Source organism: Lacticaseibacillus saniviri JCM 17471 = DSM 24301 (genome assembly GCF_001311785.1).
GTDB classification, from domain to species: Bacteria; Bacillota; Bacilli; order Lactobacillales; family Lactobacillaceae; genus Lacticaseibacillus; species Lacticaseibacillus saniviri.
On record NZ_BBBX01000008.1, the window covers coordinates 37,020 to 52,484 of the forward strand.

Genomic DNA, 15,465 nt, shown 5'->3' on the forward strand with positions numbered 1-15,465 from the left:
TATTTTCTATCCGAACGAAAAAAGGAATTATCACTTGCTGATGATTCCTTTTTTATTTTTCGATTGATAACCGAAACAATTAATCTTCACAAATATACTGATTGACTGTCTCAAAAAAAGAGGTGCAACAAACCGTTCAATTTGTCGCACCTCTTTTTATTTTATGTGAACCAATGTGCTATATGGACCAATCTTAAAATCGTCTAAATCCAGATAACAATTTTAGTAATTATACACTATAAATGTTAGAATAATCGCAGTTAGACCACAGTCTATAATTCTTTCTACTAAGGAGACGTATGCCATGAAATGGCGTTATTTAACAATTCTCATGATGCTACTAGGTGGCTTCACATTGCTGGGTAGTACGCAACAACGAGTCGAGGCCGCAACCTACTGGATGGATCCAGTGAAACTGCCTGATGGCTCAACCACACTATATACGAATGCGCCACCAGAACTTTCGCCTGGTGTGCCAGGATATATCCCATTTGCCGACTCACAAACAGATCCGAATAATGCGATGTTCACATCTCTGGGGAATGCGATTCGAATTACAAGTTCTAGCAACACCACTAAGCCAACGTCGGGCTGATGGTGACGCCACCAAAGGCAAATCAGAGTGGGGCCATTTGGACCAATCAACCCATCTTCAATCTGAGCAAGCAACATCAATCTATCAGTATGAATATACTGATTCAGGCTACTGGGAGTGCCCAAGCCGATGGGATGGCTTTCGCACTAGCGGGCGGCGCAATGCCAACAACCACTGGCCTTATTGGCGGTTCAATCGGCGTCTGGGCTGCTGTAACACCAGCCACACAGGATATTAATACCTACGTTAAAACAGCGTTGCAAAATAGTGCGGTCATCACATTTGATACGCATAAGAATTCGCCTTTTGATGATAGCAGTGGGGCCACTTCCTATGTCGGTTTTGGTTATCCCGCATACACCAAAACATACACACTGAAATCCGCTCCTGCATCATCCCAAATCAACTTCAGCAAAAAATCACAGGTGGCGATGATTTAACTTACATGCCTGCTGATGCGGCTACATTTGTAACCGATATCAGCCAACAACAATGGCATGTTTTCGATGTCAATTGGGATCGCGACAGTACTGGTGGCACTTTAACCTATCGCCTTTCCAATGCAACCTCTAACGGAAAAAGTCCAATTGTCGAGAAGGTTCATTGGACTGATGCGGATATTAATAAAATCTTCTTCAACAATGTCGCCCCTGCACAGGAAAAAGTTCGGGTTGGCTTTACCGGGACAACGGGCGACCTGTATGAGGCGAATGTCCTGGCTTTCCGGACGATTCCAGGAATCGTCAATGCTAATGGAACAGAAACCTTGACTAAAAACGGCAGCCCAGTCAATAGTGTCGCCGCAGTCACAACAAATGATCAGCTGCAGTATAACTTCAATATCAACTATGATAACGACAGCCAGGAAAGCTGGACCACGGCTGCTGACGGGACATTAACGCTCACATTTACCAAAAACAAGTATTTCAAGTTGATGAACTCACAGGTGGCGCTCACCCATGCTGATGGCAGTCCCGTGACTAATGCAGATGGTTCCCAAGCGTACGCAAAACTTTCCCTTGCTAAAACATCTTCTCAAGCCGGATTTGCCGATGACCCAACTAAGGTGATTGTTTCTGGTATTCCGGGTTTTATCAAAGGCTCATCTGAAACCGGCTCACAAACACTGAAATTCAGTATCAACACGATTGTAGATACAATTAGCAACTCAGAAATTCCAAGTAATTCGCAAAGCCTTTATTCGGATGATACCGGGGTTGTGGCCGGTGACAATGCCCAAGTTCATCTAGAAAATCCGGATAATAACAGCGATCCCTTCACTATACAGTACTCAATAAAAACACCGGTGCGATTTATGCGCCACCGCCATCACTCGATGCCGTTCCAACACTTGATTTTATTAATTTAAAACGTTACCTCAACAACAGTAATTCGTTCACTGCTGGCCAACCAAAAATCTCGGAACTCATCTCGGGTCAGTATGACACAAAACCAGTCTTTACGACTGCTGCTGACTACTATACAACATTGCACAGTAAAGACACACAGTTGACGGCCACAACGGATACCTCCGATCGCAACAATCAGGGAACGCCTAAGACTCAAGGATTGACGGTGACAGGAAACAAGACAAAATGGTCATTGTCCTTGGCTCTGAGTCAATTCACCGCTACCCGTGATGGTAAAACGGTGCACTTACCTGAGAATGCGAATGTCTTGTTGTCAAACTTTAAAGACCAAAGTACCGCTTCTCTCTGGCCTAGCAGCGCGGCGCCGGCAATTATTCAAGATAACAACACAGCGACGCCTTTATTGTCTGCTAGTAATTTGCCGGTCTCAAATACTGCGACGAACAGTACCGGTGGGACCGATTTCTCAAGTGGTAGCGGTACTAACAATCTTTATGGTGTGCTGTACTTCAGTCATCCTATGCCGACCGTCCAAGCTGGCGACTATACGTCAACTGCCACCTGGACGCTGACCACTGCGCCTTAGTGTTGACTAAACAACCGTCATCTCGCGAAAAGATGGCGGTTTTTTCAAAATCCAAAAACATATTATGTCAATCCTGCGCTATTTTAAGTGTATAATCGTGCTAAAATAACAAGTAGAAATTGTAGAGTGATAAACTATTATTTTTGACTCTACAGAAAGGACCATGCGTATGAAACGAGCGCAAATCATTCTTAGTCTGATATTGCTCACTGTCCTGAGTGCACCCATCGTGCCAGTGAAGGCGGACACAACTGCTGGCACTCAAAAATCAACATTTAGTATGGATATCGCAGCGGATTCAACTCCGATTATCATCACTTCTGTGCCAACCTTTACCTTTGCACAGCAAAAAGCCTTCGATCTCAAAACACAGAGTTTGCCCAATATCCCGCTGGCCACTGGTACAACGGATTCTCACACCTTAACAGTGACTGACTATTCTGGATCGGGCCAAGGTTGGCAATTAACAGCTGCCATGAACCCTTTTTACGAGGCTAGTGATACTAACAAAACAGGTGAAGCTTTGGACGGAACCCTGAACTTGCACTGGGATCCAACGGCAATTACAACGGATAATCCAGACACCAAGACCTATGCATTACCCGCTGCGGACAGCAAACCTTCGAGTACTGATTCCGCTTTTGCACTGCCCACTACTGGCAATACAAAGCAGTTTTGGGATACAACAATCACAGATCCCAATCAGATTGGTGTCAAACTTGGTCAAGGTATCAACACACTGACTTTTGCTGACAATACCACCCTTGCTCTCACCCAAAACTCTGCTGTTCGGCCAACGGCTTACAAAGCAACAATCACTTGGACCCTCAGCAATACACCAACTAACTAGAAAGGAACTCAAGCATGAAGAAATTGGCACTCTTATTCAGCTTACTAGCGGGTTTCCTCTTCCTGCCGCAAGTCACAACACATGCGGCAGGTGCTGGTTTTACGGCAGCCCCGATTATGCCGTCTAACCAGAATCCCAAACAAACCGGTTATTTTGATATCGAACCCAAAGCCGGAAGTACCCAGACATTATCTCTGCGATTGCAGAATACTAGCAACACGAATCAGCACGTTACCGTGACCCCCACCGACTCATTCAGTCAGGACAACGGGGTCATCGGTTACACACCTAACACGAATGTACACCCCACCGATGCACCCGTGTTATCCAAGATGACAACTAAGGCGCAATCGATTACGCTCAAACCAAAGGCAACCCAAGATGTGCACTTCAAGGTCACGATTCCAAAGTCTGGGTTCACCGGCCGTATTCTGGGTGCTTTCTATGTCTTAGGTGATGTGCAAAAAAATGCCGACAGTCAAAGCGCTGGATTCTCGCTTCAAAATCGCTTTGCCATGGTCATCGGTGTTCAGCTGCGCAGCAAGACGAGCAGTAAGCCTAATTTGGCGCTGAACAATGCAACAGTCAAAACAGTTGATGGTAAGGTGAATTTCGTTGCCAATATCGACAACCTTCAGTCTGATTACTTCAAGGATCTCAAACTCGATGTGACGGTCAAATCCAAGAAGCATACCTACAAGCGGAATGTGACCAAGTACGGCATGGCACCAAATAGTCGTTTGAGCTTCCTCATTCCGACCAACGTCAGCAACCTCCCCGCTGGTACCTATCGCATGAACGTAACAGCCACAACGCAAAAGAAGACTTGGCATTTCATGCGGGATATCACCGTCAAGAATGGTGAAGTGACCCACAGTAAGGTCGTTAAGGCAGTCACCAAGCCTAACTCATTTCCAACGGCTTTAGCGGTTGTTATTGGTCTCATTGTTGTCGTCTTAGCAGGCGGTGGTTGGTGGTTATCACAACGTCGTAAGCAACATTAATTGCATATTTCTTTTTAAGGCTCCTGCCAATATTTTGTCAGGAGCCTTTTTTATAAACTCAAGCATAAGCCAGAAAGTATTTTAATCATTACTTTAATTTAAGTATTTTTCACGTTCTGTAAAATTTATCACATATTATTGACGCATCCTGCCAGGCTCAAGTGCTAAAATAGAGGATGAGTAAATTCTTAAATCCTTATATAAAATAAAGTGCATATTTTGGAGGCACGTCATGAAATCATTTTCGCCAGTCTTAATTATTGCAATCATTTTTATCGGATTAGGTATTGTACCATCAACGGCAGTCCATGCCGCTTGGATGGCACCATTGGGCGACGGTACCATGTACTCTGAGCCACCCGAATTGGCACCAGGTGTTCCAGGTTACGTTCCATATGGTGATTTCTTCACAGCTATAAAAGGCACTAGTTCGGAGACCATTCTTAATCCTGCCGGCACACAGAATGTGGGACTTGTCGTCACTAAGGATATGGGTAGTCAGAGAGGGGCCATCTGGAGCAACAGCCCTATCTTTAACTTCAATCAATCACATCAATCTGTCAGTATGGACTTACTCATTAAATCGAAAAACAATAATCCTGCTGACGGAATGGCATTTGTTCTAGCCGGAACAAATCCAGGTAGCCTCGCTTCTGATGGCGGCTCTATTGGCGTCTGGCGAACAGGTAGTTATATGGATTTGTCTGGCACGGGTGAAAATAATCCTCCAACAAGAATACAAAACAGCCTCGCCATTACCTTTGATACCCATGCTAATACTAAATCCGGAAACAATACCGATGATTTGGACACGCTTATTAATTACGGTACTGGTTCACAACAATATCTTGGCTTTAATTATCCTGATCAAGACAATACTTATCAACTAAAGCACAGCGGTTCATATTCATCGCGTAGTTTAAGGTTCACCAATGATACAGCTAACAGTACTTTCAGTGCACCACTTGATTACCGGCCTTACGATGCTGGTATCACGCTTGTTTCACCATCAACGGCGTCTCAAGATCTTTGGCATGTGTTTGAAGTGAGTTGGGACCGCACTTCCAATAGTGGTGGTATCTTAACTTATAAACTGGATCACACTGGCCCCGCTGATGCCAATGGTATCGCGCCGGCTGTTACTCGGCAAGTGCCACTAACATATGCTGCGATTGACAAGGTCCTTGGCACGGCAGCTAACCGCACTGCTTTCATCGGATTCACCGGTTCAACGGGGACATTCTCGGAAGCCAACGTTCTCGCCTTCCGAACCATTCCCGGTATCGTCAATGCATCTGGTACAGTAACACTCACAAAGACAGATTCACCATCCACAATCATTGATGCCAACAGTATTCTAAAGACTAATGACCAGCTCACTTATCATTACAGTGTTAACTATGATAGTAGTAGTACCCAGAGCTGGCCATCGAACACGTCACAGAAATTATCCATGGTTATTCCTAAGCAGAAATACTTCAAGGCACTCTCGGATCAAGTCACCTTAACTAATAGCGCCGGCACCATGATCGGGACAGCAACACTTGATGCCAGTGACCCCACACAATTTGTGATTGACAACCTACCTTCATTTCCAAAGGGGACTGCATCAACAATCAAATTCAACATTCCAATTGCTGTTGACGCTACTGTAGATGGTACCCTTCCTAAGGGTGGTGATCCGGTTCTATTCGGGATAATACAGGGACAGTCGCTGGTGATAATGCCCAGATTCACGTTTCAAATACAAATCCTAATGATGATGATATTTATACCATTCAGTATCAGATTCAAAATCCTGGTGACCCCTACACGCCACCAGCAGAACCCAAACTCAATTCAGTACCTGATCTCAACTTTATCAATACCTTCAGATTTAACCAAACAGGTGATCAAGCTAAAGCAAATCCAACCGTTTCAGAATGTATCCATGGGGTTTACACACACAGTGACGAGATTCAGCCAAAAGGCGCGACCAACACGACTAATCCCCCTGCATTGCCATATATCGAGAGCGTTGACGACGTCGCCCAAGCTTTGACTGGCACTACTTCTGAACAGCCACAACTGTTAAGTGCCACATACGCCGGAACTCCCGGCGTTCCCATCTATCCCAAATTATCGATTTCGGGCGCCGGGCAAAACACAACGGTGAATTGGAATTTGGATTTGAAATTAAGCCCATTCACCAGCAATTCACACAACTTGCCGCGACATGCACATATCGCATTTATCAGTGAAAAGACTACTGCTTCAGGGTCACCCGCGGCTTACTTACCTAATACTACAGATACAAACCGGCCAGCAGTGGTAAAAGATGATCAAACACCTGTCACCTTGCTCAATAACAGTACGGCCAAGGCCTTAAGCGCTAATTCTTCTGGCGATGGTGGCTTTGGGTCTGGCGCGCTCATGGGCGTCCTCTACTTCGGTCAGTCTCTACCAACTGTTCAGGCGGGGTCTTATACCTCCACTGCCACTTGGACGCTATCTACTACGCCAACCTCTTGATTATCTGATACCTCACACTAACTAGAATGCAGACTAGAAAAGCTAAATAACAGATAGCAAGCTCCCCCCCTAAACCATGAATTAAACAATATATCTCCGATTGGTTGAAGTGAATTTGGATAGATTTCGAATTCACTCCAACCAATTTTTGTTATTGAACTCACAAGGTTGCAAATAGATATGACTGTAAATTTCCCAATGCAGTAATAGCCTAACAATGCTCGAAATAATCTGTAGCAAATTAAAGATTTCAAATATGAACAAATTAATTGTGTGAAATTGATACATATTTTAAATTTTAATTGGTACAATTGAATAAAGTTTATATGCGTAAGGAGGGGCTGAAATGAGCCTTCGTAGAACTCTTGTAGTTGGACTAGCGAGCTTAACACTTGGATTGGCACTGTCGACCATTTCCTTAGTTCACGCTGACTCGACTTGGTTCAATGGAACTGTGGACTCGAGTGGTGTAACTAGTAACAGTAATTTGCCTACTTATCCAGCACCAGATGAATTATCTCCAGGAATTGCCGGATACGTCCCCTACACGAATATATTCTCGCCTATGGGGCCCTCTGTGCGTTTGACTAATTCTGGTTCCGATGTTGGACTTATTGTCACTCAATCCAAAAATAAACAAGTTGGCGCCATTTGGAGTCAAAGCCCAATTTTTGATTTGTCAAAACAATCACAATCCATGAGTGCCAATATTCTATTTCAACCACCCGCAACAGGTAAACCCGGGGATGGTATGGCATTTGTTTTAACTGCTGACAAACAGACGAAAGTGGGCTATGACGGTGGTGCTCTAGGCGTTTGGGGAGGTCCAGATACTTCGCCAACAAAACCAACGTCTGCTCAAATAGCGGCTAATGCAATCCAACACAGTGCTGCAATAGCGTTTGATACTTATGCGGACACGGACACCTATGATGGTACCGCTGGATATGGCAATTCGTCTGTCTTTCCGGCCCCATCTCAGTATGTCGGATTCGGCTATCCCGGTCTCCCAGATATGTATCAAATATTCACTAGTGGCGGCAAATCCACTCCAGCTTTAAGTTTTACAAATAAGAATAGTGGCTCGACGACAAGTGGCCTGTCCTTCCCAGGAGCTGCGCCAAACACATTGGCACAATTGACCACAAGCAAATGGCATATTCTTGAAGTAAACTGGCAACGAAATTATAAAGATGGCGGAACGTTAACTTATAAGATTAGCGATGCGACGAAGCAGGAAAGCATAATGCCATTGTGCAGAGTATCCAGTGGTCACAAGCCGATATCAACACAATTTTTGGGTCAAACAGTCCAAAACTATATGTGGGCTTTACCGGCACCACTGGGGATGCCGTGCAGGATAATGTCCTAGCCTTCCGTTCGCTACCTGGTATTGTCAATGCGGCCGGTACTGTAAAAGTGACTCGGCCAGCAGATAGCACAACGGTCACAGACAAGACTGTCCTACACACTAACGATGCACTTAACTATCACGTTAGTCTAACCTATGATGCCAGCAGTAGTCAGTCATGGCCTGCAAACAGTGCTAACAAGTTAGTCATGTACTTGCCAAAAGCAAGTATTTAATCGCTTCTCAAAGAACAATAAGCGTTACTGGTTCAGATGGCTCCAGTGCCACTGTTAATTTGGATTCTAGCAGTGCTACTCAATTCAAATTATCTGGCTTTGACAATTTCCTAAAAGGGACAAGCAAAACAATTACCTTTGATATCCCGGTAAATGTGGATGCCACAGTTGATAACAATACAATTCCAGTCGGTTCCACACAGTCATTCAGCGATAACACCGCCACGATGGTTGGTGATGATGCTCAGATTCAAGTGTCAAACCCTGATCAAACAAGTGACCCTTACACCATCAAGTATCAGATTCAGAACACAGGCAAGCCTTTTGTACCACCAGCACTGCCTGATCTGGAAACAGTGCCTGACCTACACTTCATAAATACGGCCAGGGGTTTAGCTTTGGGACCAGCCAAAGCAAATCCAACCGTTTCTGAGTTCATTCGCGGAGCTTATACACGAAGCGATGATGTGCAACAATCAGCGAATGACACTAGCACATCGAATCCCCAAAATTGCCATACATCAGTAGCAGTGACAATTTGAATAAGATTATTAATCCTTCGGTCTATGATCCCACAGGCCCACAGCTATTATCAGCTGCCTACAAGGATTTGACCGGGCAAACTTACTCAAGCCTCGTAATTAACGGTAATAAAACCCAGAGCAACTGGAATCTAGGCTTACAACTGTCGCAGTTCAAGACCACAGATGCCAAAGAGAAGACACTTCCCCGTCCGGCACGAATCGTATTTGTCAGTCTGAGCGGGATTGGCAAAGGCTTACCCGCTTCCTATCTGCCAAAGCCAACAGACGCAACACATCCCGCCGTTGTGACTGATGGTGCCTCTGCACCAACAACGATTATGAGCGATAGTACTGCACAATCGATGAAGAGTATGGGTTCGAATACTTCTGGTGATGGTGGCTTCAAATCTGGGGCATTGATGGGTTTTCTGTACTTTGACCAATCACTTCCAACTATCCAAGCAGGTTCATACACCGCACAGGCAACGTGGACACTCTCGACAACACCATAACAATAGTTCAATGATTATGAGCCTTCTTCAAGTAAGTTGGTATGTTTAAACAGTTTTCGACTTTGAAAACTGTTTTTTCTACTTTCGTTACCTCATATCTTGGAAAGATATTTCATCCGACGAATAAAAACATCATACCGACGAAATTTAGAGGTTAGAAGTCTTTTCCAAAAATTATAAACAAAATATGCAATTACTGCATTAAACAACCGATGACTTAGTGATAAAATTATTTATATAAATTTAATTATGTTATTTATCGGAGGTCATACAAATGAGAGTCCGTAGACTTACTGTCTTGATTTCAGTCTTATTGAGCAGTATCAGTTTCATGACAATTCTTCCACAGCATGTTCATGCTGCTTGGATGGCACCAATATCAGAAGTTCCTTGGTCTACTTCAAGTGTTCCGTATACCGGAATGTTTGGCGATCCACCAACCCTTGCTGACGGTTCCCCCGGATTCATTCCGTATGACGCCTATTTTCACAAAGTTGGACCAAACTCTGTTCTTATTAAGTCACCAGACGGAACACACAATGCTGGTTTAGCAGTCACAACAGCAGGTCAAAACGAAGTCGGTGCACTTTGGAGTAATAGTCCTGTGTTTAATCTCGACAAACAACACCTTTCTGTCAGTATGGCAATGCTAATCAAGCAAGGATTCAACTATTCAGGATACATTCCGGGTGCCACGCCAGCAGACCCGGGAGATGGGATGGCTTTTGCACTGACTGGATCATCAATACCAACGGACAGTAGTAAAATGAATACAGGTGCTTCTGTGGGGGTGTGGCGCAAAGAAGAAATATCTGGCGCTAAATTTGGTTCCACACCAACGCTCCCAGCCGATACCAATCAACTCAAAAAAAGTGCTGTAATCACATTTGATACCTATGCAAATCTGAATACCTTAGACTATAATGCCTACCCATCTGGTAGTACAGCCACTAATGCATCTTACGTTGGTTTCAATTACCCTGATCAAGCTGGCACCTATACCGTCGGGGCAGATCATTATAGAACTGATACTAGTAACTGGTACTGGCCTGTGCACTTAATGTATGATGCAGGCACACAAACCAATAGTTCAACCACTACTCTCCCTCGACCTTTCAACACTGGTGTCAGCTTATTATCCAAATCCTCTACCTTAAATAATAATTATTCTCTCGACAAATGGCATATTCTCGATGTCACATGGGATCACGCCCTAGCTAGTGATCCCGCTGGTGGCGGAACACTCACGTACCGGTTGACCGGTGTTCAAACCAATGCCGATGGTTCTGATAAGCCCCTTGTTCGCCGAATTAGATGGACGGATGCACAAATCAACACAATCTTTGGCACACATCAGCTGTCTGTGGGTTTTACCGGATCCACCGGTAGTCAGTTCGAAGCCAATGTATTTGCCTTTAGAAGCTTACCTGGTTGGGTTAACGCGGGTGGCTATACATCACTCACAAAAGATGATTCGCCGGCTGAAATAACGCCAGCCAATGCAGCCAATCCACCTGTACTAAAAACAAACGATCAGCTAAAATATAACTTCACTGTCACTTTTGATAATGATAGTTTACATAACTGGTCAGACGATCCCCAAAGTGCATTAACCGCTGTTGTGCCAATAAACAAATACTTTGTCTTTCCTAATAAAATTCGAGTGAGTCCATTGACGTCACTTATCCTGATGGCACAACCGGAACTGCTGATGCCACCATCCTTCCTAAAGACAGTACACATCCAGACAACAGATATGTCAAAGTGACTGGAATCAACTCATTCAAGCTACCATCGACCTCGACGTCTGGGACACAAAAGCTTACGTTTAATATGCGCGTTGATGTCGATCAAATTCCAACAAGCGAAATTGCGGCTGGCGCTACCAAAGAATTCACAGACGATACGGCAACTGTGAGTGGTGATACCGCACAAATTCATCTGGAGAACCAAGCTCAAACCACCAATCCATACAGTATTCATTACCAAATTCAAAACAATAATCTACCATATAATCCGCCAGCAGATCCTACACTCGATTCAGTGCCAAGCCTTACATTTGTAGCGATAAACACTGATGCGCAAATTATAAACGTTTCAGATTTAATCAATGGAACCTATACGCGATCGGTAAAGGACCAATCACCAAAAAGTTGCTACCACAAATGATCTCAATCCATTGTTAACAGCGGATAATAACCAATACTTTTTGTTGGCAACGGCAAACTATAATAAGGCCGTGCCGACAAATAGTCTTCTTCAAATCACCGGTAATAACGCTAAACAATGGGATTTACAATTATCACTGTCAAACTTTGCCTTGAGTGATTCAACCGGTAAAGTGATTACAGACTCCAACGGAGATCCGCAAACACCTTTGCCTCAACGTTCCACAATTGCTTTTATCAGTACGACCGGAGGTTCAAATAGTCCTGCCAACTACTGGCCAGGCACCAATCTGGCCAGTTCAACTGAAACCTCAAGTCCAAAGGCAATGGTCAAGGATGATGGCTCGGGGTACATTCTCATGAATGCACAATCTGCTGCAAGTTTGAAATATAGTGGTTCATTTGGTAGCAACTTTTCCACGGATGGTGGCTTCACGATGGAGTCTGGCGATACCTCTGGAACATCTAATCCAACGGGAACAATTTATTCAATTCTCGGTTTTGATGGGAAGATGCCCACTGTGAAAGTAGGCCACTACACCTCTACCGCGACCTGGACACTCTCCACAACACCAACATCTTAAATGGATTATCAAAAGCAGCTGTCTCACCATGAGGCAGCTGCTTTTGTATATTCACAATCTTTTAAATTGACCATCCCCGATTTTAGCTCTACACTCAACTCATCTAATAGAGAAAAGGAGTCTTCTTATGTCACGTGTTATTTTGATTACCGGCGCTTCATCGGGTATCGGGTTTGAAGCAGCCAAGCAGCTCGCACAACAAGGTCACACCGTGTATGGTGCAGCTCGACGTATCGATCGCTTGCAATCACTCACACAGTACGGCGTCACCCCCGTTGCGCTGGATGTGACCGATGGCGCAGCCGCCAAAGTCGTGGTCGATCAGATTATTGCCAAGGAAAATCGACTCGATGTGCTGATTAACAACGCTGGCTACGGGTCATATGGCGCCGTCGAAGAAGTCAGTATCGATGAAGCCAAGCGCCAATTTGACGTCAATCTCTTTGGCCTAGCACAGATGACCAAGCTGGTGCTGCCTCAGATGCGCAAGCAACACGCCGGTACCATCATCAACACGTCATCGATGGCCGGCAAGGTCTGGACGCCATTTGGCGCGTGGTACCACGCAACCAAGTTCGCCGTTGAAGGCTTCTCCAACGCCATGCGACTAGAGCTTGAACCATTCGGCATCCACGTCGTTCTGGTTGAACCGGGTGCCATCAAGACCGATTGGGGCATGATTGCGGCTGATCACTTGAGCGAGAGTTCGGCCCAGGCCCCTACGCCAAAGCCGCCCAGCGCACCGCAAAGAACTTGCGGCGAATGTACAGCGGTCACTTCATCACAACCCCAAGCAAAATCGGTGCCGTGATGGCTAAGGCTGCCACTGCTGCTAAGCCTCGCACACATTACCTGACTGGCTTTGGCGCCAAGCCATCTGTCTTCTTCTCACGCGTGGTGCCTAATCGGGTGTTTGATGCCGTAATCAAACGCGTAATGTGATCACGTTTACGAAGCCACGAAACTCGGCTTGTATGTGACGACGTTTCCATTCAATATACATCTTAAAATTATTCATCAAAAAAGGTGGCACACAATTGAAATCAATTGTGTGCCACCTTTTTCCTTTTATATAACCCGTGTAATTTTATTATAGATAATTCCATTCGAATTTTGCATATTATTTTCCAAATAATAATATAAATTCTATTGAAATATGAACATAATTAAACCTTCATTAGTGTTAGACTATATTAGTATCAGACATGAACTTTATTAAGTCTAACAGGAGGGCAGTTTATGACACTGCGACACTTATTACTATTCAGTGGTCTCATCATCGGCATGAGTGCCTCAACCCAAACGGCACATGCGGCTACAGATTGGATGAATCCACTCAACAACACAACTTATACCGCACCACCAGATATCACGTCGGGAACGGCTGGGTATGTGCCTTTTGGCGATAGTTTTACGACGCTGGGCACATCAAAACTCATCACACAGACGGCTGGCGGCACAACTCAGAATGTTGGCTTGGCCGTCACCCAAGCGGCCAACAACCAAAACGGTGCTATCTGGAGTAAAAGTCCGATTTTCGATCTCACCAACAGCATCAATCCGTCAGCATGAATGTGCTGCTGCAACAATCGAGTCTTGCCAGTGGTGATGGGATGACCTTAGCATTATCTGGTAAGAAGCCAAGTGCGCCACTGACTCCCGGTGCACAACTAGGCGTGTGGGCCGGGGAATATAATAGCACGAATGCAGATACGAGTGACTACCTGAAGGCTGCCTTACCATCCAGCACCATAGTCACACTCGATACGCACTTCGACAAAACACTCGATGGCAAACTTCCTGGCAATAAGACAAACCAATATATCGGTTTAGCCTATCCTGGCCTCGCCAACAGCTATTATTTCGCTAGTAACACAAACAGCACCTCCACCAGTGACAAATATATCGGGCAAATCAACTTCAATAATGTCCAGACCGGCATGAAGAAAATCCCGTATAGCTCAGGTGTCTACCTCGCCTCACCCGCTAGCGAACCAGTTTGGCATAACTTTGATGTTGTTTGGGATCGAGATGCCGACAACAGTGGTGGCACATTGACTTACCGGGTTTCCAATACCGATAAGGACCAAGCCAGTGGCGTCAGTGTCAATACGGTGCACTGGACCAATAGCGATATCACCACCATCTTCGGCACCAATAACGTCTATGTTGGCTTTACTGGCTCGACTAGTACAACCGCGAATGAGGATGCGATTGTCTCATTCCACTCGATTCCAGGCACAGTCAATGCCAGTGGCACGGTCAAACTCACCAAGGGCACCACTGCGGTCACAGCGAGCACGCAATTGCGTCCGAGTGATCAACTCGCCTACAACTATAATGTCACCTATGATAACAGTAGCAGTGCCAACTGGCCATCAGCAAATGGGCAATCGCTCAGTATCAAACTCACCAAGAACAAATATTTCCTCCCCACTTCAACCCATATCACTGTGACCTATGGCGATGGCTCAACTGGCACCGCAACCCTGGCAACGTCGCGCAAAGACCCAGCGACAATCATCTTGTCCGGCATTAAAGGCTTTACCAAAGGAACGTCGGGGTCAATCAAATTTGTGATTCCGATGAATGTCGGTCCAATTGATAAGACTGATCTTCCAATCACACAGAGCCGCACCTACAGTGATGATGCCGGAATCATTATTGGAGATAACGCGCAGATTCACTTGCAAAACACAGATACAACTGCGACCGATCCATTCAGTGTTGGCTACACCTTATTTAATACCGGATTAACCTATGTCCCCGCCTCACCAACCCTATCACAGGTGCCCTCGCTCGCATTCATCAATCTCCATAGTCTGATCAGTGGCGGCAGTGCCAATCCATCTGTGATTGAACTCAGCACGGGCAAGTTCACTAGTACAGATCTTCCTGAATTCCAAAATGTTAATGATCTCAATGACCCGACAACTGGCCTTGCAACGGTCGATGACCAACTGGTAGCCATGCAATCGCCCGATAATGAACAGGCTAAGTTGACCGTTGACAGTTCAGCCACCAGCAAGTGGCGCCTCGCCGTCTCGGTCTCGCCATTCACAAGTGACGCCGGCCCCTTCTCGAGTCATGCCCATATCGCGTTTTCAACACGACTGGTGCGTCGGCAGATAACTCACCCGTCTCATATTGGCCAAGCAACACAGCACCGGTAAG

General features: G+C 45.3%; 17 protein-coding genes and 1 pseudogene. All 18 read left to right on the forward strand.

All coding sequences use genetic code 11. The features are described 5' to 3' along the window. The first annotated feature begins 304 nt into the window (after nt 1–304). The 18 genes and pseudogenes from JCM17471_RS05640 to JCM17471_RS05720 all read left to right on the forward strand — a co-directional run bounded on the left by JCM17471_RS05640 (nt 305) and on the right by JCM17471_RS05720 (nt 15,464). On the forward strand, nt 305–595 hold the full coding sequence (locus JCM17471_RS05640) for a hypothetical protein (RefSeq protein WP_054777143.1): 291 nt from the start codon (nt 305–307) through the stop codon (nt 593–595). Continuing rightward, the gene (locus tag JCM17471_RS05645) at nt 595–1,035 is read left to right on the forward strand and encodes an L-type lectin family protein (protein ID WP_054777144.1); all 441 of its coding nucleotides are present in this window, start codon (nt 595–597) and stop codon (nt 1,033–1,035) included. Before JCM17471_RS05640 ends, JCM17471_RS05645 begins: the two co-directional genes overlap by 1 nt. 5 nt (nt 1,036–1,040) lie before the next feature. Continuing rightward, nucleotides 1,041–1,964: a hypothetical protein gene (locus JCM17471_RS05650; RefSeq protein ID WP_054777145.1), complete on the forward strand. Its 924-nt coding sequence runs from the start codon at nt 1,041–1,043 to the stop codon at nt 1,962–1,964. Between the two features lie 140 nt (nt 1,965–2,104). Further along, a complete protein-coding gene (locus tag JCM17471_RS05655) occupies nt 2,105–2,551 on the forward strand; it encodes a hypothetical protein (protein WP_225354154.1) in 447 nt (148 codons plus the stop codon). A 169-nt stretch (nt 2,552–2,720) separates the two neighbouring features. Then, nucleotides 2,721–3,401, forward strand: coding sequence for a WxL domain-containing protein (locus tag JCM17471_RS05660; protein ID WP_054777147.1), 681 nt, complete (start codon nt 2,721–2,723; stop codon nt 3,399–3,401). Nucleotides 3,402–3,415: 14 nt separating this feature from the next. After that, nucleotides 3,416–4,405: a WxLIP family cell surface protein gene (locus JCM17471_RS05665; protein ID WP_054777148.1), complete on the forward strand. Its 990-nt coding sequence runs from the start codon at nt 3,416–3,418 to the stop codon at nt 4,403–4,405. A gap of 232 nt (nt 4,406–4,637) precedes the next feature. Then, complete coding sequence (locus tag JCM17471_RS05670) at nt 4,638–6,446, forward strand: L-type lectin family protein (protein WP_054777149.1); 1,809 nt, start codon at nt 4,638–4,640, stop codon at nt 6,444–6,446. Then, on the forward strand, nt 6,443–6,916 hold the full coding sequence (locus tag JCM17471_RS05675; protein WP_054777150.1) for a hypothetical protein: 474 nt from the start codon (nt 6,443–6,445) through the stop codon (nt 6,914–6,916). The genes JCM17471_RS05670 and JCM17471_RS05675 overlap by 4 nt, the downstream gene beginning before the upstream one ends. A gap of 346 nt (nt 6,917–7,262) precedes the next feature. Continuing rightward, nucleotides 7,263–8,288, forward strand: coding sequence for a lectin-like domain-containing protein (locus JCM17471_RS05680; protein WP_054777151.1), 1,026 nt, complete (start codon nt 7,263–7,265; stop codon nt 8,286–8,288). Beyond that, nucleotides 8,270–8,503, forward strand: a complete 234-nt coding sequence (locus JCM17471_RS14010; protein ID WP_156321618.1) for a hypothetical protein — start codon at nt 8,270–8,272, stop codon at nt 8,501–8,503. Before JCM17471_RS05680 ends, JCM17471_RS14010 begins: the two co-directional genes overlap by 19 nt. 155 nt (nt 8,504–8,658) lie before the next feature. Beyond that, entirely contained in the window at nt 8,659–9,045 is a 387-nt protein-coding gene (locus tag JCM17471_RS05685) for a hypothetical protein (protein WP_156321619.1), read from the forward strand. Continuing rightward, nucleotides 9,042–9,539 carry a hypothetical protein gene (locus JCM17471_RS05690; RefSeq protein ID WP_054777153.1) on the forward strand — a complete coding sequence of 166 codons (498 nt, stop codon included), beginning with the start codon at nt 9,042–9,044 and terminating at the stop codon, nt 9,537–9,539. The genes JCM17471_RS05685 and JCM17471_RS05690 overlap by 4 nt, the downstream gene beginning before the upstream one ends. 331 nt (nt 9,540–9,870) lie before the next feature. Further along, a complete protein-coding gene (locus JCM17471_RS05695; protein ID WP_156321620.1) occupies nt 9,871–11,307 on the forward strand; it encodes an L-type lectin family protein in 1,437 nt (478 codons plus the stop codon). A gap of 65 nt (nt 11,308–11,372) precedes the next feature. Then, complete coding sequence (locus JCM17471_RS05700; protein ID WP_162208364.1) at nt 11,373–11,708, forward strand: hypothetical protein; 336 nt, start codon at nt 11,373–11,375, stop codon at nt 11,706–11,708. A 10-nt stretch (nt 11,709–11,718) separates the two neighbouring features. Then, a complete protein-coding gene (locus JCM17471_RS05705; RefSeq protein WP_054777156.1) occupies nt 11,719–12,291 on the forward strand; it encodes a hypothetical protein in 573 nt (190 codons plus the stop codon). A gap of 127 nt (nt 12,292–12,418) precedes the next feature. Next, nucleotides 12,419–13,233, forward strand: a pseudogene (locus tag JCM17471_RS05710) (oxidoreductase). A 297-nt stretch (nt 13,234–13,530) separates the two neighbouring features. Then, nucleotides 13,531–13,863, forward strand: a complete 333-nt coding sequence (locus tag JCM17471_RS05715; protein ID WP_054777157.1) for a hypothetical protein — start codon at nt 13,531–13,533, stop codon at nt 13,861–13,863. After that, the gene (locus tag JCM17471_RS05720) at nt 13,860–15,464 is read left to right on the forward strand and encodes a hypothetical protein (RefSeq protein ID WP_054777158.1); all 1,605 of its coding nucleotides are present in this window, start codon (nt 13,860–13,862) and stop codon (nt 15,462–15,464) included. The genes JCM17471_RS05715 and JCM17471_RS05720 overlap by 4 nt, the downstream gene beginning before the upstream one ends. Nucleotide 15,465 lies beyond the last annotated feature (1 nt).

Bases quoted from the DNA above. Each gene is read 5' to 3' on its own strand.
- JCM17471_RS05650 (WP_054777145.1), top strand. From the start codon at position 1,041: ATGCCTGCTGATGCGGCTACATTTGTAACCGATATCAGCCAACAACAA.
- JCM17471_RS05665 (WP_054777148.1), top strand. From the start codon at position 3,416: ATGAAGAAATTGGCACTCTTATTCAGCTTACTAGCGGGTTTCCTCTTC.
- JCM17471_RS05700 (WP_162208364.1), top strand. From the start codon at position 11,373: ATGCGCGTTGATGTCGATCAAATTCCAACAAGCGAAATTGCGGCTGGC.
- JCM17471_RS05660 (WP_054777147.1), top strand. From the start codon at position 2,721: ATGAAACGAGCGCAAATCATTCTTAGTCTGATATTGCTCACTGTCCTG.
- JCM17471_RS05715 (WP_054777157.1), top strand. From the start codon at position 13,531: ATGACACTGCGACACTTATTACTATTCAGTGGTCTCATCATCGGCATG.
- JCM17471_RS05680 (WP_054777151.1), top strand. From the start codon at position 7,263: ATGAGCCTTCGTAGAACTCTTGTAGTTGGACTAGCGAGCTTAACACTT.
- JCM17471_RS05670 (WP_054777149.1), top strand. From the start codon at position 4,638: ATGAAATCATTTTCGCCAGTCTTAATTATTGCAATCATTTTTATCGGA.
- JCM17471_RS05720 (WP_054777158.1), top strand. From the start codon at position 13,860: ATGAATGTGCTGCTGCAACAATCGAGTCTTGCCAGTGGTGATGGGATG.
- JCM17471_RS05695 (WP_156321620.1), top strand. From the start codon at position 9,871: ATGACAATTCTTCCACAGCATGTTCATGCTGCTTGGATGGCACCAATA.
- JCM17471_RS05645 (WP_054777144.1), top strand. From the start codon at position 595: ATGGTGACGCCACCAAAGGCAAATCAGAGTGGGGCCATTTGGACCAAT.
- JCM17471_RS05640 (WP_054777143.1), top strand. From the start codon at position 305: ATGAAATGGCGTTATTTAACAATTCTCATGATGCTACTAGGTGGCTTC.